General features: G+C 35.7%; 20 protein-coding genes and 1 pseudogene. 10 read left to right on the top strand and 11 right to left on the bottom strand.

Annotation, left to right across the window (positions count from 1 at the left end; all coding sequences use genetic code 11):
* Nucleotides 1-93: 93 nt before the first annotated feature.
* Nucleotides 94-510, bottom strand: coding sequence for an NUDIX domain-containing protein (locus tag Q4Q55_RS06210; RefSeq protein ID WP_303371957.1), 417 nt, complete (start codon nt 508-510; stop codon nt 94-96).
* 134 nt (nt 511-644) lie between these two features.
* Between Q4Q55_RS06210 and Q4Q55_RS06205 the strand changes: the two genes are divergently transcribed.
* Nucleotides 645-1,427, top strand: coding sequence for an NAD(+)/NADH kinase (locus Q4Q55_RS06205; RefSeq protein ID WP_303371956.1), 783 nt, complete (start codon nt 645-647; stop codon nt 1,425-1,427).
* Here Q4Q55_RS06205 and Q4Q55_RS06200 read toward each other — a convergent pair.
* Both Q4Q55_RS06200 and Q4Q55_RS06195 read right to left on the bottom strand, forming a co-directional pair.
* On the bottom strand, nt 1,420-1,656 hold the full coding sequence (locus tag Q4Q55_RS06200) for a 4Fe-4S binding protein (RefSeq protein ID WP_303371955.1): 237 nt from the start codon (nt 1,654-1,656) through the stop codon (nt 1,420-1,422). The two genes, Q4Q55_RS06205 and Q4Q55_RS06200, sit on opposite strands and share 8 nt — an antisense overlap.
* A 37-nt stretch (nt 1,657-1,693) precedes the next feature.
* Nucleotides 1,694-2,236: a flavodoxin family protein gene (locus Q4Q55_RS06195; protein WP_303371954.1), complete on the bottom strand. Its 543-nt coding sequence runs from the start codon at nt 2,234-2,236 to the stop codon at nt 1,694-1,696.
* 125 nt (nt 2,237-2,361) lie between these two features.
* Between Q4Q55_RS06195 and Q4Q55_RS06190 the strand changes: the two genes are divergently transcribed.
* From Q4Q55_RS06190 to Q4Q55_RS06165, 6 genes are all read left to right on the top strand, one after another.
* Entirely contained in the window at nt 2,362-2,898 is a 537-nt protein-coding gene (locus tag Q4Q55_RS06190; protein WP_303371953.1) for a hypothetical protein, read from the top strand.
* A gap of 61 nt (nt 2,899-2,959) precedes the next feature.
* Complete coding sequence (locus tag Q4Q55_RS06185) at nt 2,960-3,667, top strand: PD-(D/E)XK nuclease family protein (protein ID WP_303371952.1); 708 nt, start codon at nt 2,960-2,962, stop codon at nt 3,665-3,667.
* 52 nt (nt 3,668-3,719) lie between these two features.
* On the top strand, nt 3,720-4,670 hold the full coding sequence (locus tag Q4Q55_RS06180) for a ketopantoate reductase family protein (RefSeq protein WP_303371951.1): 951 nt from the start codon (nt 3,720-3,722) through the stop codon (nt 4,668-4,670).
* 204 nt (nt 4,671-4,874) lie between these two features.
* Nucleotides 4,875-5,363 carry a hypothetical protein gene (locus tag Q4Q55_RS06175; RefSeq protein ID WP_303371950.1) on the top strand — a complete coding sequence of 163 codons (489 nt, stop codon included), beginning with the start codon at nt 4,875-4,877 and terminating at the stop codon, nt 5,361-5,363.
* 2 nt (nt 5,364-5,365) lie between these two features.
* A complete protein-coding gene (locus Q4Q55_RS06170; protein WP_303371949.1) occupies nt 5,366-5,809 on the top strand; it encodes a hypothetical protein in 444 nt (147 codons plus the stop codon).
* Nucleotides 5,809-6,090 (top strand): hypothetical protein, encoded by a 282-nt coding sequence (locus Q4Q55_RS06165; protein WP_303371948.1) that lies wholly within the window; start codon nt 5,809-5,811, stop codon nt 6,088-6,090. Before Q4Q55_RS06170 ends, Q4Q55_RS06165 begins: the two co-directional genes overlap by 1 nt.
* Here the strand turns inward: Q4Q55_RS06165 and Q4Q55_RS06160 are convergent.
* Together Q4Q55_RS06160 and Q4Q55_RS06155 are read right to left on the bottom strand one after the other, a co-directional pair.
* Nucleotides 6,079-6,351 carry a hypothetical protein gene (locus Q4Q55_RS06160; protein WP_303371947.1) on the bottom strand — a complete coding sequence of 91 codons (273 nt, stop codon included), beginning with the start codon at nt 6,349-6,351 and terminating at the stop codon, nt 6,079-6,081. The genes Q4Q55_RS06165 and Q4Q55_RS06160 overlap by 12 nt on opposite strands.
* A gap of 9 nt (nt 6,352-6,360) precedes the next feature.
* Nucleotides 6,361-6,555, bottom strand: a complete 195-nt coding sequence (locus tag Q4Q55_RS06155) for a hypothetical protein (protein WP_116591687.1) — start codon at nt 6,553-6,555, stop codon at nt 6,361-6,363.
* A 106-nt stretch (nt 6,556-6,661) separates the two neighbouring features.
* Between Q4Q55_RS06155 and msrA the strand changes: the two genes are divergently transcribed.
* Nucleotides 6,662-7,558: a peptide-methionine (S)-S-oxide reductase MsrA gene (gene msrA, locus Q4Q55_RS06150; protein WP_303371946.1), complete on the top strand. Its 897-nt coding sequence runs from the start codon at nt 6,662-6,664 to the stop codon at nt 7,556-7,558.
* A gap of 6 nt (nt 7,559-7,564) precedes the next feature.
* On the top strand, nt 7,565-7,960 hold the full coding sequence (locus Q4Q55_RS06145; RefSeq protein ID WP_303371945.1) for a hypothetical protein: 396 nt from the start codon (nt 7,565-7,567) through the stop codon (nt 7,958-7,960).
* On the opposite strand, the gene Q4Q55_RS06140 is transcribed toward Q4Q55_RS06145, so the two are convergent.
* Nucleotides 7,957-8,928, bottom strand: a complete 972-nt coding sequence (locus Q4Q55_RS06140) for an Mrp/NBP35 family ATP-binding protein (protein ID WP_303371944.1) — start codon at nt 8,926-8,928, stop codon at nt 7,957-7,959. The genes Q4Q55_RS06145 and Q4Q55_RS06140 overlap by 4 nt on opposite strands.
* Before the next feature lie 27 nt (nt 8,929-8,955).
* Nucleotides 8,956-10,287 carry an FAD-dependent oxidoreductase gene (locus Q4Q55_RS06135; protein WP_303371943.1) on the bottom strand — a complete coding sequence of 444 codons (1,332 nt, stop codon included), beginning with the start codon at nt 10,285-10,287 and terminating at the stop codon, nt 8,956-8,958.
* A gap of 91 nt (nt 10,288-10,378) precedes the next feature.
* On the opposite strand from Q4Q55_RS06135, the gene Q4Q55_RS06130 reads away from it, so the two are divergent.
* Nucleotides 10,379-11,008, top strand: a complete 630-nt coding sequence (locus Q4Q55_RS06130) for a CatA-like O-acetyltransferase (protein WP_303371942.1) — start codon at nt 10,379-10,381, stop codon at nt 11,006-11,008.
* A 38-nt stretch (nt 11,009-11,046) separates the two neighbouring features.
* Here the strand turns inward: Q4Q55_RS06130 and Q4Q55_RS06125 are convergent, their stop codons facing one another.
* The 4 genes and pseudogenes from Q4Q55_RS06125 to Q4Q55_RS06115 all read right to left on the bottom strand — a co-directional run.
* Nucleotides 11,047-12,054, bottom strand: a complete 1,008-nt coding sequence (locus Q4Q55_RS06125) for a carboxypeptidase-like regulatory domain-containing protein (protein ID WP_303371941.1) — start codon at nt 12,052-12,054, stop codon at nt 11,047-11,049.
* Nucleotides 12,055-12,066: 12 nt separating this feature from the next.
* Nucleotides 12,067-12,198 (bottom strand): annotated as a pseudogene (locus Q4Q55_RS10660) (hypothetical protein); the annotation flags it as partial.
* A gap of 3 nt (nt 12,199-12,201) precedes the next feature.
* The gene (locus Q4Q55_RS06120; RefSeq protein WP_303371940.1) at nt 12,202-13,923 is read right to left on the bottom strand and encodes a hypothetical protein; all 1,722 of its coding nucleotides are present in this window, start codon (nt 13,921-13,923) and stop codon (nt 12,202-12,204) included.
* A gap of 145 nt (nt 13,924-14,068) precedes the next feature.
* A partial coding sequence (locus tag Q4Q55_RS06115) for an Ig-like domain-containing protein (protein ID WP_303371939.1) occupies nt 14,069-17,538 on the bottom strand: 3,470 nt, incomplete at its 5' end.

Below are 17,538 nucleotides of genomic sequence, written 5' to 3'. Positions count from 1 at the left end.
GTAATATAATTTTAAACAATAATTATTAAAATTTAGTAAATTTGAACAAAATTAAAAATTTAAAATTTTAATTAATAAAAGTAATTAAAATAATTATTTTTTGAATGAATTCATGGCTGCCCTGGTCAACTGATTGTCTTCAATCAGTTTTTTCAGTTCATCTCGGGTAAACCAATTGTAGTCATCATGTTCATCGCTTATGGTGACTTCATCGCTATTTGAGGTTACTTTCATAATCAACTGTATTGATTTGACCTGTTCTTTTGTTTTGCAGGCAGTGTAATTGTTCTGAATAGTGTTGTAAAGTGATTCTATTGTGATTTCAAGACCTGTTTCTTCCATAAATTCTCTTCTTAGAGCATCATCGAAAAATTCCCCTTTTTTAACTTTACCTCCGGGAATTTCCCATTTATTTGCATCATGACTGGATTTTGATCTTATTTTTAAAAGTAGTATCTTATCGTTTACTTCACATATTCCACGTACTGCCAATCCCCACATGTCCTTCATTGTAACACCTGCTCTAGATATTTATATCTTTCTACCATTCATTTTATAATATTTTTGACTTCAAAAATGATGATATTATTTAAAAATAGTTCGAATTGATAAATTATTAACTGATTAATTACAAATATTGTATCATGAATATATTCATTAATCAAGATAGACTCAATGAAAAGTCAGATAATGTCAAAAATCAGATTCACGAAATTTCAAAAGACATTAACATCACCATAGTTGATGAAGTTGATGAAGCAGATATGATAATATCAGTTGGTGGGGACGGAACATTTCTGAAATCTTCAAAACTCTCAACAGACAAAGCGATAATCGGAATAAATACCGGCACATTAGGTTATCTTACTGAAATTTCTCCTGAAAACATTAAGGATGCATTAGACAGCATTCGAAAAGGAAACTATTATATTGAAAAACGCATGATGGTTGAAGGTGAAATAACACGGTTGAATGGAGAAATCATTGGAATACCTGAAAGTCTTAATGAAATAGCCATATCCAAAAACACTTTCGGAGTTGTGAGGTTTGATGCAATAGTTGACGGGAAATTAATCAATTCGTATACTGCAGATGGAATATTGGTATGCACTCCAACCGGTTCAACTGCATATAACTTATCCTGCGGAGGGCCGATTGTTGATCCGACAGCCAATATCTTAACCTTAACACCTATTGCTCCTCATACAGTCATAAACAGAAGCATCATTCTTTCAGATGACTCAAATGTAGATATCAAGATTACAGAACTGAGAAGCAACACCACATCCTACGTTCTTCATGACGGAAATCCTATTGAAGTTTTCAGCGGTGACATAATCCGAATTAGAAAATCCAATAAGATTACAAAAATAATTAAATTAGAAAACAGAAGTTTCATAGACAATATTCGTGAAAATATCAGTTAACTGTGATGCAATCGTTCGGACAGATTGCCATACAGACTTTACAGCTTTTGCAGACTTGGGGATCACGAACACTGGACACTCCATCAACAATAATCAGTACGTTGTTCGGACATGCAATGGAACATTTTTCACATCCTCCGCAATCGTCCGTATTAATGTCAATGTGTGACTCAATGACTTCTTCAGCTTTGTTTTCCTTGTTTCTTTTAAAAAAAGAACCTAAACCCATTTTAATCAAAAAAAATAATTAAAAAGTTTTAGTTAATTTAAAACTTTTTACCTAATTCGTAAGCTTCTTTTAGCTTGTCTTCTTGTTCTTCTGCCACAATTCCTGCAGGGCCTGCGCTTCCTGCATCAACATGTCCTATTACATCATATCCCATAAATGTGAATGGGGAGAATTTAGTAAGCTCAATGTAATCTGCATATGTTCCTTCCGGTTGATTTTCGGTAAATATCAATGCAGCTTTTCCGGATAAGCTTTTATCCGGGTTTTGACCGATACTGTAGAAACGGTCTATAATCAGTTTTCCCTGTGCAGTCATCTGACCGTAATAAATTGGTGTTGCAAAGATTACTCCATCTGCTGCAACAAGTTCATCCAAAATCTTGTTTCCGTCATCTGCCCTTACGCATTCAGGGTTTTCAGCGCAGTACATGCAGGCTTTACATGGTGCAATTTCACATTTTTCCAGGTAGTATTTTACTACTTCCCCGCCGTTTTCTTCAATACCTTTAATCATTTCATCCATCAGTACGTCACAGTTTCCGCCTACACGAGGGCTTGCTTGAAGTGCTACAATTTTCATCTTTTCATCTCCAAATAATATTAATTTACAAAATAGGAAATTAATAATAATATTCTATTGAAAAAAATATATAAATATTATTTATATACTTTAAAATCCAATATAATAAACTAGGTGAATATTATATGAAAAAACTATATGCTTTACTCATTATTTTAATCGTTATCTATGTAGGTATTAATGTAGGTGCTAATGGTTTAAATATTCTTAATTCTAATGACAATACAACTGCTGCTGTTGGTGCTGGAGATGGCATTGCAGTAGGTGCAAGCAGTTTTGCTAAATTGGACAATTTTAAAGATACAAAAATTAATGATTCTGCTGTAAAATTGGTTGACAGCAGCAATGGAGTAACCATACAAGTGGAACAGATTGACAGCTCACTTAATTTAAATGATACTTATAGTAGCTTATTGAATGATGGAAGCTATACTTCAGGTCAGGAAATCGACCAGAATGGAGTGGATGCATTCTTCCTATACCGGGAAGGCACTGAAAGCTACAATACCGATATCTACTTCGCTAAAAACGATCAGAATTATAAGATCAGCGGAACAAATACAACTTATGAAAACAGTGATTATTTCATAGACAGCTGCAAAAACATTATCGACACTCTTGGCGGTTCCTCAAGCGACGACGGTAAAATCAGCAGATGGTAGTATTTTAATTCATGAGAGTTATTTAACTCTCAAAACTAATTTTTTTTAAAGGTTTTATGTTATGAAACTATCCAAATCAAAAATCAACTCTTATCTCAAGTGCCCTCTTGAATTCAAGTTTCAGTATATTGATGAGATTGAAGTTCCTGAGAACAAATACATGGCTCTTGGAAGCGATGTTCACCTAATCGCTGAAAAGTTCACAGACAGGTTTGCAGACGATGTTGAAGACATCGACACTTACAACGAGCTTTTGAAAATTGCTTATGATTTGGATATCGGATATGATTTAACCGAACACATTGATAATCTAAGCTCATTTTTTGATGAAGTCTTTGTTGAGAATGATTATAAACTATTTTCTTTTGAGGAATACCTTGTTGATGAAGAAAACAGGTTTTCAGGAATATGCGACATTATCCTTGAAGATGAAAACGGGGATTTGGTTGTCATCGACTACAAGACAAGCAAATCAAGTTCATTTTCAAAGTATCGACTGGAGCTGTGCTATTATAAGCTGCTTGTTGAAAATGTTTATGGCCGGAATGTATCCAGAGTGGGCGTATTCTTTACAAAAAATGGTAGATTGAGACTTCTTGATGTTTGTGATGAGGAAAACAAACGCAAATACCTGAACCAGAATGAAATCAGGGAAGCTATTGAAACATTTCATGAAGTCAGAAAATCAGTCAACAATGGTGTTTTTCCTGCCCGAAGGCAATTTCTATGTAAATATTGCACTTACAAAGACATATGTGATGAATATTGACTAACACCTACCTCATGAAAACTATTTAACCATTGAAAGCAAATGAATTATTATGAAAATATTAGTAATCGGTGCAGGTGGAGTCGGAATAGGATTGGCTGCTTCTGTTGCATCACAGGGAGCGGAAGTCTCAATATTTGCAAGAGAAAAAACTGCAAAGGCAATTAGGGAAAACGGAATCAGAAGATGCGGTTTATTTACAAATTATTCTATTGATAAAAGTGAAATTGATGTATATGAAGACTACAGAACAATAGAAAGTAACCTCTTTGATTATGTTTTCATCACATCCAAAACCACTGCAAATGAGGAAATCGCATCAAAACTAAATGAAAACAGAGACATCTTAAGGCAGAATGCAAAGATAATCATTTTCCAGAACGGATTTGGAAACGATGATGCATACCTGAAATATTTCCCAAAAGACAAGGTATTCTCAGCACGTGTGATTACCGGTTTTACACGCCCTGAAAGACACATAAGTGAAGTGACAGTCTACACAGAACCGATACTTCTCGGATCTCTTCAGCATGAAAATCCGAATTGCCTGCGGGAGATAGCTGACATGATAACAGCTTCCGGAATCAACTGTGAGCTGACACATGAGGTGGACAGATACCTGTGGGCAAAAATGCTTTACAATTGTTCACTTAATCCTTTAGGAGCGATACTCAATGTCAATTACGGGAAACTCACCGAAAACGAGTTTTCAAAAGATATAATGAACAGGATAATCAATGAGATATTTGAGGTCATTAAAGCATCAGGCTATTCAACACTCTGGAATACTCCAAATGAATACATGGACGTTTTCTACTCAAAGCTTGTTCCTGACACTTATAACCATTATTCATCAACACACCAGGACATCCAAAAAAAGATAAAAACAGAAATTGACTCTCTCAACGGCAAGGTTATCCAGCTGGGTGAAGAGAATAATGTTGATGTAACTACAAACAAAATTATCTACAATCTCATAAAATCTATTGAAAGTGACTTCTAATTACCAATCGGATACTAAAACTTTATATATGTTGAAAATTAAAATAGTATTGTTCATATTGTTATATACTATTTTTTTATAATATGAACAATGGTGATGGTTGAAATGAGCATTCGTTTGTATTCCTTTAGTGGTGTTTAGGAAGAGAATGTTCATTTGTTTTTAAAAGCTTATTTTATTATTAATTTTTATTTAGGTGAAATTATGAGTGAACTTAAAAAATTAGTTGAAAAATTCATTGAACTTGATGATGATTTAAACGAAAAAATCGAAAAGGAACTTGAAACTTCAGAAGAACTCAGTGAAACTTTTGAAGAGGACAACAAGGAACAGCTCGAGGAACTTGGTGAAATCTACCATGAAATCGAACATGCTGTATTCAACGAAGAATTCATCATAGTTTCAAATGCAAACAGTGAAGAAACAGAAATCGTTGCACTGATCATCAGCGATGAAGATGATGAAGCCGAAGAGTTTGTTATTCCTGTCTACACTGATGAAGGCGAAGCAGATGAAGCTATTGAAGTGTTCAAGGAACAGTTTGCTGAAAACGAATTTATATGCGATAAAAAATTAGGCAGTGAAATCGTAGCCGATTATGTTGATGATGAAGGTTTCATCGGCCTTGCAATCAATGCTCCTCAATGGGACTTTGTAATCGGCAGCGAAGATGTTCACGATTGCTGTGAGTAGACATGAACCCTAAAGATTACGAAGACTATCAGAAAAATAATGTAAAGGCTTCCAAAAGCCAGCTTAAAGACTTTATTCAGATATATGCAGACATGGCCAAAAAGCTCAAAAGCGAAAGCGCAATTGAGCTTGAAGCTGTTAAGACAAATATCAAAAATACCTATCCTGAAGAGATATACTTCACTTTGGTTGATGAGATTGAAAAACCTGTCAAATTGACACTTACCGAAACAAGCAAAGAGTATATTATTCCAATCTTTACAGACATCAGAGAATATGCCATCGGCAGTGCCAAGATATCAAAGCTGTTTTTGGACAAGCTTGAAATGAAAGTAATCACACCAGATGACATTTCAAAAATGGCTGAAGAAAATGAGTTTTTCCAGGGTTTTGTCATCAATCCCCACTCACAAAACTTCAATATGGACAGGAACGGTGAATTCTGATGCAATTCATCTGTCCAACCATAGGTGAGGACCACGAAAAAGACTTCCTTGTTTGCGGAAGCATTGACAATTTCAGGATTATAGTCTTTTCAAGCCTTGATGAATATGAAAAAGGCATAAAACACTTAAAAATAGCTGATTATAATCCAACTGAAGTGTCAGCTGAACTTTTTGTTGAACTTTCAAAAAATGATGATGCTTTTGATGGTATAATATTGAATATACATAATGAAAACAAAGTTATTGATAAAAATGATATTATAGAAGGATTATTCATTTAATTCTTCCATTTCATCATCATCTACAACATCATCGACATAATACTTATATCTGTAGGACATTTTAAATCCGCTCATGACTTCCCGTTTAGGTCTTTTCTTGCGCCTTGCAACAGGAGCATGGGATTCTCTAAATTCCTTTTGATGAATTTTTACCAAATTTTTATTTTCACGATAATATGTAGAATTTCTATGACGGGAATGCGGTGATTTATACATCCTTTTTCTAAGCAACCGTCTGCTGCTTGTTACACGTCTTATCACAAAAATCACTTATTTTCTTCTGTTTAAATTTTTGGTAGCGGATTTATCTAAAGTAGCTTGAATTTCATCAATCCTTTCAACAACCACTTTAATAGCCTGTTCTCCCTGACGGGTAGGATTAATACCTTGTTCAACAAGTAGGGCATCCCTAATATCTCTTAATCTATCGATTGAGTCGATTTTCATAATAGTACTATAAAACATCAGTAATTCCTCCAATAATTACTATAATGTTTATGATTAAAAAGTTTTTTGACGGAAAATCCCTTGCCAAATTGATATTTAAATAACAACAAACAAAATAAATAATATGTTTACAAAATTGAATGTAATTTATCTGGCCGGAGGATGCTTTTGGGGTGTTGAGGCATTCATCTCAAGACTGAAAGGTGTTAATCAAACTGAAGTTGGCTATGCTAACGGGCATGATTTGGCTCCAACCTATGAAAAGGTTTGCACCGGCAAAACAGGTCACAGTGAAACCGTTAAAGTTACATACAATCCAGAAATCATCTCACTTAATGAAATATTGGATAATTTCTATAGGATAATTGATCCCTATTCCATTAACCGTCAGGGAGCCGATGTCGGAACACAATATCGGACAGGCGTTTTCTGGCAGGAGGATTCACAAAGGGAGTGTGTTTTGAAGTTTTTTGCAGAAAAACAAAATGAAAGCGAGAAAAGAATCGTTGTTGAGGTAGGACCAATCAATAATTTCTACCCTGCCGAAGACTATCATCAGAAGTATCTTGAAAAAAACCCGCAGGGCTATTGCCATGTTAATTTAAATTTAATAGACGATGAAGAATTCGACCACTTGACCAGAGAAGAGTATGAAATAACACAGCTTGCAATGACAGAACCGCCTTTCACAGGCAAATATGATGACTTTTTTGAAGAGGGTATATATGTAGATGTGGTTGATGGTGAAGTTCTCTTCTCTTCAGAAGACAAGTTCGACTCAGGATGTGGTTGGCCTGCGTTTTCAAAACCGATTTCAGAGGATGTGATAACAAAAAACAGAGACTTTTCTTATGGCACAACCCGTGTTGAGGTAAGAAGCGCAAAGGCAAATTCCCATTTGGGCCATGTATTCCATGACGGCCCAGGAGGATCTAAAAGATACTGCATCAATTCCGCTGCACTAAGATTCATTCCAAAAGATGAAGTTGAAGAATATATTAACAACAAAAAACAGAAGTAAGATACAATGAAAATTGAAGAAATCAAACATCCGGAATTAAAAGATCACATCAACATGATTTACATGCATGGTGAAAACAACAACCAGAAAGCCATTGAAAAAACAGAAGAGTCAATTAAGGAATATATATCAGATAAAGAATTCATAATATCTGTTGAAGACAATGAACCTGTTAAAATTCCTTACGGCAATGATGGCAATTACCTGGTTCCGATTTTTACAGATGAACTTGAATACATAAATGGAATGCAATACTTTTCATTGAATGTGATGGATGAAAATAAGGAATACATCATTGAAAAATTGGATTATTTTAAAAAATTAAAAGAAGATCCCAATTTCTTGGGATATCTGGTAAATATTGCCCGTGTAAGCTATATCATTAACATTACACTGATTTAGCAAAATTTTTCCTTTATTTCTAAAGCTATTTCTTTAAATCTTTTTGAAACTTCATCGTCAGGATTGAGTACTGATATTACTGCATCCTTATTAGGTGAATTTGAAACAGCTTCCTCAATAGGTAAATCACCTAAATATTCAATTTCCATTTCTTCAGCAAAAGCCTTTCCATTACCTTCACCAAAAATATGAAGTTTTTCATCACAATGAGGACAAACATAATAAGCCATATTCTCGATAAGGCCAATCTTGTCTATGTTCATCATTCCAACCATCTTAACACATTTCAAAACATCTTCCTGGGATACGACATTAGGAGTGGTTACCATAATGACTGCATCGGCATCAGGAATGGTCTGCAATACTGTTAAAGGTTCATCTCCGGTTCCAGGAGGGTTATCGATAATCAAGAAGTCGAGCGGACCCCAATTTGCATCGGAAATCAGCTGTTTGATTGCTCCTGTTTTTTGAGGGCCTCTCCAAATGATTGGAGTGTCTATACTCTGCAATAAAAATGCCATAGACATTACCTTTAAGCCGGATACTGTTTTAACAGGAAACAGTGAATTGCTGTATTCTTCCTGTTTTGCTTTGATGAATTCTCCTTTTTCTTCTTCACTTTCAAAGGTTTCCTTAGCCATTGCGGATTCAGTGAGCTCTTTGAAAACATTGAACTGATATTCGTTGAATGCTTCCCCATACAAATCAACGCCCAACATTTTAGGAATGTTAGGTCCGTGAATATCCGCATCCAGAATACCTGTGGCATAACCCAGCTTTTGTAATGTTTCAGCGATATTTGCTGCTACAGTAGATTTTCCTACTCCCCCTTTTCCACTCATTACAATTATTTTATGTTTGATTTGACCAAGATTTTTTGCCAATCTTATTTCCTGCTCTATCATTTGTTTTTGTTGTTCGGGAGTCATTTGACCTCCATGACCATGATGACCATGATGTTCTGCCATTTTATCATCTCCAAAAATAATTATTGTTTAGTTAAATTTTTTACTTACTTCTTCAACAGCTAAAATTAATGGGTCGGTTACCATTGATACAGGCGGTGCGTAAGCAAATTCCATATTGCTTAAGTCAAAACATGTCATGCCTTCAGTAATAGCTAATGTCATTGTATCAATCCTTTCAGCAACCCTTTCTTCAGCTATAATCTGACAACCTATGATGGTTCCGTTTCCATCACAGATAACTTTGATATCCATCGGTTTTGCATTCGGATAATATCTTGCTCTTGTAAGTGCCTGTACCTTTTGCACAACAGGTCTGATTCTGTTTTGCTGAGCAAATCCAGTTGTATAACCGACAGCACCGAATTCCAATTTTCCCACTTTTGAAACCATTGAGTTTAAAACAGGGTTAAATTTGGATTTTTTACCGCAGATTGTACGTGCCAATGTTTTAGATTCACGAACAGCAGTTGTTCCTAATTGTGAAATGGTGTTTGAACCTAAAATCAAGTCTTTGGATTCAACACAGTCCCCAACAGCATAAACGTCTTCCACTGAAGTTTCCATTCTGTCATTAACAAGAATTGCCCATCGTCCAATTTCACAGCCGGCCTGTTGAGCCAAATCCAATTCCGCCCTTACACCGGTTGCCATGATGACCATATCAGCATCGTAAATTTCCTCATCACCGAAACATGCCTTTTCCACTTTTCCATCACCAATCAATTTAGTAATTGGTTTTCCTAAAACTACTTGTATGCCTTCCATTTCAAGATATTCAACAAGAATATCAGACATGTCTTTATCAAGAGATCTTGGAACGATTTGAGGTAACATTTCACTTAAGATTACATTTAATCCCTGTTTTTTAAGTGCAAAAGCAATTTCGATACCTATCAAACCTGCACCTGTAACAATTGCGTTTTCTGCATCATTCATTGCTTCCTGAACTCGGATACCATCTTCAATGTTTCTGATTCTGAATACTCCATCCAAATCTACTCCCTGCATAGGAGGTACAAACGGATTTCCACCGGTTGCAAGAACCAGCTTATCCCAATTCATGACTGTCTCTTTGCCGTCTTTTTCAAAAGTCACAGTTTTTTTATCGGAATCTACTGCAGTCACTTCAGCTTCGATTATGACATCAATGTTTTTTTCCTTATAATCTTCAGGAGTTCTCATTACAATATCATCAAAGGATTCAATTGTACCGGACAATACATAAGGGATGGCACATGGAGAATATGCAACCTTGTTGTCCCTTGTGATAACTGTAATTTCAATGTCTTTATCAAGTTTACGAATATTTGAAGCTGTAGATATTCCTCCAGCTCCTCCGCCTACAATTACTACTTTCATTATAACATAACCACTTTAAGATTTATAACAATTATATTTATTATTAAATACATATAAAAAAGTAACTATTAATCGGGTTTTAGGTTAAAAAATGAAGGAAATCAAATTTAATTTAGATGAAAATCCCTTTACAGATATCCTGTCTGCAAGATATTGCATGTCTGCAAGGATTAATGTTGAAAAACTTTGGAATTACACACATGAAAATGACAAGTCATTTTTCATAATGAGTCTAGGTTGCCTTATGAATGCATTAAATAAGGTTGCGCAACTCAAAAGAAGAATAATTGAGGGTAAAGCATATGAATTTGACTATCTTGAAGGAGTCAGTCCGATTATGGATGAAGACAATGAAATCTACAAAGAAATGAGAGTTAAAACACCACAATGCTTTGACAGCATTCTGGAATGGCATGATTATGTAAAAGAATTGTCAAGAGATATTTTAAATGGAAAAAAAGAAGGTTTTGCATTGGACATGTTCAAAAGGGACTTTGAAAACATTGCCAATTTCTCATGCATCCCATGGGTTGACTTCGAGTCAATTACAAATTGTGTGGTTACTTCCAATCAGATACAGCCCCTTATAACATGGGGCCGTGTAAATGACAACTATGAGATGACTGTATCCATTACAGTAAGTCATATATTCGTCAACGGAAGAGAACTTGGATATTTCTTCGAATATCTTCAAAAAGAGTTTGACAAATCATTTGAATGACAATTATAAAAAAATAGAATTGTAGATGAAAAGATCATCTACCTTAATGTTATTTTTGTGCTTACAGTTTTTGCATTGTAGTACTTGTTTCCGGCATATGCTACTTTTGCATTGAACACTCCTTTTTTGGTGAGTTTGGTGATTTTAAATGTTGCCTGACCTTTGGAATTGGTTTTGGCCTTGAAAGTTTTACCGCAAACTTTTAGGACGACATTAGTGTTTTTCATTGCTTTGCCGAGGTTGTTTTTCAATGTGACAGTGTACTGTTTGATTTTTAAAGTTCTTTTAAAGACCTTTTTTGCAGCGACCAATTTAGGAGTTGCCCTTTTAACTAGGATTTTGGATGTCGCCTGCTTTCCGTTGAATGAAATCTTAGCAGAATATTGTCCCGGAGCCAAATCAATTGCCAGTGTAGCCTGACCCTTGGAATTGGTTTTAATATTTTTAGTAACTCCGTTGCTTAAAACAACCTTGATGCTTTCACCTGCAAGAGCATTTCCGTTATTGTCAACAAGATTGATTATCAGCTTATTTGAAGTGCCGTAAACTTTAGTGACTCCTTTTGAAGATAAAACAATATCGATGATTTTTAGATTTCCATCTATGACGTTACAATTGGTTGCAAGACCCAAAGTGCTTCCGGACAAGGTATACTCTCCCAGTTTAAGGCCTGCAGTGCTTAAAGAATAGCCCTTGGCAGCAGTGCTATATGTCAAATTAATGTTTGCAGATGTCGAATCATTTTTATTTGTCAAAATTACATTGATTTGACTGATTCTTATTGAATTGCCGTTCATATCCTGAAGCTCGGCAACATTGACTGCATTATTGGTTATGGCCGTTTGGGTTTTAAACATTAATTTTGTCTTGAATTCTAGTTTGGAATATCCCTCATACCAGATGTCATAGTCGTTGCTGCCTTTCATGACATTATTGTCAACAAACAATTCCCCGAAGACCTTCATGTTGGAACCGTTTATCTCTGCATAGTTTTCATAATCGATGAATTCCATATTCTTTGAGCTTGTGAATTGACAATTTGTCACATTCAGCTTATATTGACCATATATGCTTCCACCATATTTTCCTGCACTGTTTTGTGTGAAAATAGAATTGTCTATGCTTACTTCAGAGATATTTGTGGAATAAAATGCTCCTCCTCCTGATGTTGCATCATTGCTTTTGAATGTGACTCATTTGATGTTGGCATCACAGGCTCTAATGGAGATTGCCCCACCAATGTTGGCACCGTTTGATTCAAAAAAAGTGCCTGATGATATGTTAAGTGAACCATACAATCCCAATGAAGCATAAGTGTTACTTGCAATTGAAATTGCCCCTCCAGTGGATGTGGCCTTATTGTTTTTGAATGTGGACTTGCCTGAAATATTCAATGAATATCTTGCATATGCTGTATCTCCACCTGTAGGCACTCCATTAATGAAATACATACTTGACAATATGCTTATGCGACCATTTAAAGTGTAAATAGCACCACCATTGGAAGCAGAATTCCTATTAAAATCACAATCAGCGACATTAAGAATATGTTCGCTGCAGACTGCACCTCCATTATCTGCTACATTGCCCTCAAAAGTGACCTTGTCGAGAGTGGTTTCCTGTTTGGTTGCAAGGGCGCTTCCTTCCAGATATATGGCTCCTCCCCTTTCGGATGCTCTGTTGTTTTTAAATGTGCAGCTTTCAAATGAATTGCTTCTGGAAGTTGGATACGCATATACCGCACCACCGGAAATAGCCTCATTGTTTTCGAATACACAATTATTAAGATTAAGATTTCCTGAAGAGTATATTGCACCGCCGTTTGAAGATGACTTTCCATTGCAGAAACGGATATTGTTCAATGTTACAGTGCTGTTGATTGTGAATATTCTTGAATTTGAAGAAGCGTCAATTTTGTGATTGTTACCGTTGATTGTCAGATTTTTAGAGATCCTGATTTCGCCGCTTCCTATATAGTCGGCTTCTAAATTAATAGTAGAACCTTCCGGTGCAGCGCTGATTAGGTTATTCAAATCCTTAAAGTTTCCTTCATAAATGATTGGCTTAATTGCATAGAGTTCAACGCATGAATCACCGAAATGTATCCTGTTATTTTGAACTATGGATATTGAATGATCAGAGCCGAATGTTATTTCATATTCTCCCAGAGTCTCGTTTTCAAATTTGACTTTTATGCGACAATCCCCATAAGGCACTTCGTCAAATCTGCATAATCCATTTTTATTGGTAAGTCTTGTAACAGTGTAAGTTGAATTATAAATGACGACTGATACTCCTGATATTGTTTCATTGTCCTCATTGCTTAAAACTGTGAAAACATAATTTCCGTATATGTCATCATCCTCCTCCGGCGAATAGGTTATATCCATGTAATAACAGTCGTAGGAATATAACGTTTTGCCGTTATATGTCATATAATCTGATACACGTTTTCCGTCACTCCAGAAACCGGCAATCAATGAAAATCCTGTGCTGTTGAATGGAATATTATAAACCGCAATTCCATTGGAATCTGTAGTTATTTTGCTGATTTTAAAATCATGGTCTGTTACAACACCCAGATTAACATTGCCGAGTGGTTTTCCATCCTCATAATTCAATTTGAATGTCACATTATTTCCATCCGGACTTGTAGGATAAGCGATGGCTTCCCATTCAATATAAGTAGTATCATCCTCATTACCGTCAAAGGCAATTATATAGTCATCATACCAATATTTTTCATTCTCATCGTCACCGTCCATCGAAAGCGAATCTTCGTTTATTGCCTGTAATGCATCATCGCTTATGTTGGATGCTGCGATATTATCAATGTCATCATTTGCACTGACGCATGAAATGCTGAAAAGTATGCAAATGACTAAAATTATCAAGAAATTCCTTTTAAAATCCACTTTAAATCACCATGGCAAATTCATATAATAATATTCTATCAAAAGAGAAATATAAATTAACCAAAGCAATTGCTTTAATTGAAACGGATAAAAAAATAGTTTTAGAATTAAAAAAAAAAGAAAGTGTGATAGAGATGATTATTCCCTATCTTTTAACTGTTATTTTTTTGCTTACAACATCTTTTCCGAAAGTAACCTTGTATGTGTATTTTCCGACTTTAAGCTTGTTTAAAACATTCTTGTTGAGTGTGAATATTGCCACACCTTTGGCGTTGGTTCTTACCTTATATGTTTTGCCGTTAAGTTTAAGTGAAACAAGCCTTTTGCTGAAGTATTTGTTGTTTACCTTTTTGAGTGTTACTTTGATTTTAAGATATTTAGCTGATTTCTTGGCTACAATGTTTTTGGCTACAATGATGCTGTTGATTTTTATCTTCTTGGATAATTTGACATCTTTATACATCATTGTAATGGTGTATTTTGTAGCTTTCGGTTTTGATTTAGGCAATACCAATGTTGCATATCCTTTGGAGTTGGTTAAACGTTTGTATGTTTTTCCGTTGATTTTGAAAGTCACATACTGTTTAACTACAGCCTTGCCATCGACTTTTACAAGCACTTTGTACTTGTAGTTGGTGAGATATCTTATGGAAATGCTTTTGGCACTCAGTACAGGCTTAGGAATGACCACTGTTGTGTTTTTGGTCAATGGATTGTACTTGTCATCACCTGAATAGGTAATGTTTGCGCTGTAGTTTCCATATGCAAGGTTTGGCAGTTTAACTGTTGCTTTTCCGTTTACCACATCACCGTAATATTCAATGCCGTTTACAGCAACTACAACATATCCTGTTGCATCGCCAGGCAATTTCACTGTGAATTTAGGTGATTTTGCACCGACCGCAAGATTAACATTGATTGAAGCGTCCTTATCTGGAATATCGACTTTGGCAACTTCAAAGGTGCTTTCTTTTGTAAATTGATCGTATTTATCATCACCGGAGTATATTACCTGCATGGTGTGATTGCCGCTTGACAATCCAGGCACTTTGACTGTTGCAGTTCCGTTTTCTAAAGTTGCATTATATGGGACTCCGTCAACAATTACAGTGACGTTTCCTGTTGCATCTTCAGGCATGCTGACAGTGACAACAGGTGAAGTTGTTCCCGCAGGTGTTTTTACGTCCACATCTGTGATGTTTTCAGCTTTTGCCTTTGAGATGTTCAATACTGATGATTCTGTTATTGGAGCGTATCTGTCATCGCCTGAGTATTCGATAGTGACATTGTGCTCACCGACAGCCAAATCTTCAACATCAATTGTTGCTTTTCCTTCAGTGAGTGTAGCGTTGTATTTGACTCCGTCAACAGTTACGCTTACATTTCCTGAAGCATATTCAGGCAGTCTGAAGGTAACTTTGGCGTCAGTTGTTGTTTCAGGCACTTCAATTGAAATAGCTTCTTCAGCAGGAATTGCTATTTTTGGAACGTTTACAGTGCTTGTGTTTACAATAGCTTCGTATTTGTCATCACCTGAATATGCTACACTTATCTCATGCTCACCTATAGCCAATTCACCAACATTTACTATTGCACTTCCGTTTACAAGTTCTGTTACCGGATATTCATCACCGTCAACAGTAACTGTTAAATTACCTGTTGCATCATCAGGTAAAGTTATGGTTACTTCAGGGGAAGTGGTTCCGTTTACAATATCTATTTTAACGGCATCTTCAACCGGAACAACAACTTTAGGAATGTTCACAGTTACATTTTTGGTTATTGGATTGTAGTTGTCGTCACCTGCATATGTGATTGTAGCGTTATACTCGTCAGGCATCAAATCAACAGTTACTGATGCACTGCCGTTTATGAAGCTTGCTTCGTAATTTGTGTTGTTGATTGTAATTGTTAAGTTACCTGTAGCGTTGTTTGAATCAGTGATTGTGATTACTTCATTGTAAACGCTGATGTCCATGTTGATGTCGTCCGCTTTTGATACTGTAAATGAGGTTTTGTTTTTAATTGATTCGTTTGCTTTTGAGATGATTGTTACCTCATATTCTCCGGCAGGTAAAATGTCTACTTCAACACTTCCGACACCGCCAACTACATTTACCTCATAAGCTTTATCTGCCACGACAACATCATATAAACCGTCTTCACCTGCTTTAACGTTTATTTTTGCCTTGTTGGTGTAATTTATATTGTTCACTTCAACTGAAACAGTTGAGTTTCTAACAGTGACATTGTATGTGATTATGTTGGATGCCAATTCAAATTCATCACCTTTTAAATCGGTATACTTAAAGACGGCTTTTACATCATAGATGCCTGATTCGGAAACTGTGATGTTGAATTTGGAATAAGCCTTATCCACTATGCCAGTGACAACATTTTTATCCTCTACACCGTTTAAGGTTATGTTTAAGTTGGAAGGATACATACTAGCATCGCTTGGAATGATTAAGAAGTATTCCAAGTTGACTATTACATTTCCTTCACCTGTCAATATGACAGTGATGTTTTCAGGATAGTTCGCATCAATGATTGTCAGATTGTTTTCAATTTCAGGAGGCAGGACTGTGAATGTTTTCTCAGTGATTATAGCATCATAAATGTCGCTTGCATATATTGTGGAAGTTGTGTATACTCCTTCATAGAGTGCAGTTGTGTTTGAACCTTTACCGTCAACAACATTTACGGTTATGTTTTTATCTGCGATTTGGATGGTGTATTCGCCATCAACATCAGCAGTTACATTTACTACAGCTGTTCCATGGTAAACCAGGTCATCAATTTCGATTTTGATGTTGTTGGTTCCCTTGTTCACGTCAAATGTTGCTGGGGTGATTGATACAGTGTAGTTTTCAGTGTCTGCAGATGAAGTGTTTGCAAGATAGCCTTTGCCGGCTGCTAAAGAAGTGGAATTTGATCCAATTCCATCAATTACATTTACATCCAAATTAATATCACCAATGCTTACAGTGTAAACACCATCAACATCAGCAGTCACATTAACAATTACAACATCAGGTAAAACTGTGTCTTCAACAATGACTTTAACATCATTCGCTTTCTTATTAACTGTAAATGAAGCATTTGTAATGATTCCCTCATAGGTATCGCTGATGTAATCTGTCACATTAGCCCAATAATCACCGGCTGGCAAATTAATAGGTCCGCTAGTGCCATTAGCTTCAATTTCATAAACTTTACCGCTAACATTAACCTTATAAATGCCATCAACATCAGCAGTGACTTTAACAACCACCACATCAGGATATTCAACGCTTTCAACTGAAACAACAATATTATTATCCGCCTTGTTAACGTCAAATACAGCAGGAGTTATTGTTACAGTGTAATTTTCAGTGTCTGCAAATGAAGTGTTAGCAACATAACCTTTACCAGCAACCAATACAGTACTGTTTAAACCATTACCGTCAGCAACATTCACTTCAACCAATGTACCGTTAATATCAACAACATAAATGCCATCAACATCAGCAGTCACATTAACAACTACAGCATCAGGTAAAACAGTATCCTCAACAATCACTTTAACATCATTCGCTTTCTTATTAACTGTAAATGAAGCATTTGTAATGATTC

The sequence above is a fragment of the Methanobrevibacter sp. genome (genome assembly GCF_030539555.1).
In the GTDB taxonomy this organism is placed as follows: Archaea; Methanobacteriota; Methanobacteria; order Methanobacteriales; family Methanobacteriaceae; genus Methanocatella.
This window is presented reverse-complemented; position numbering and strand designations above follow the sequence as displayed.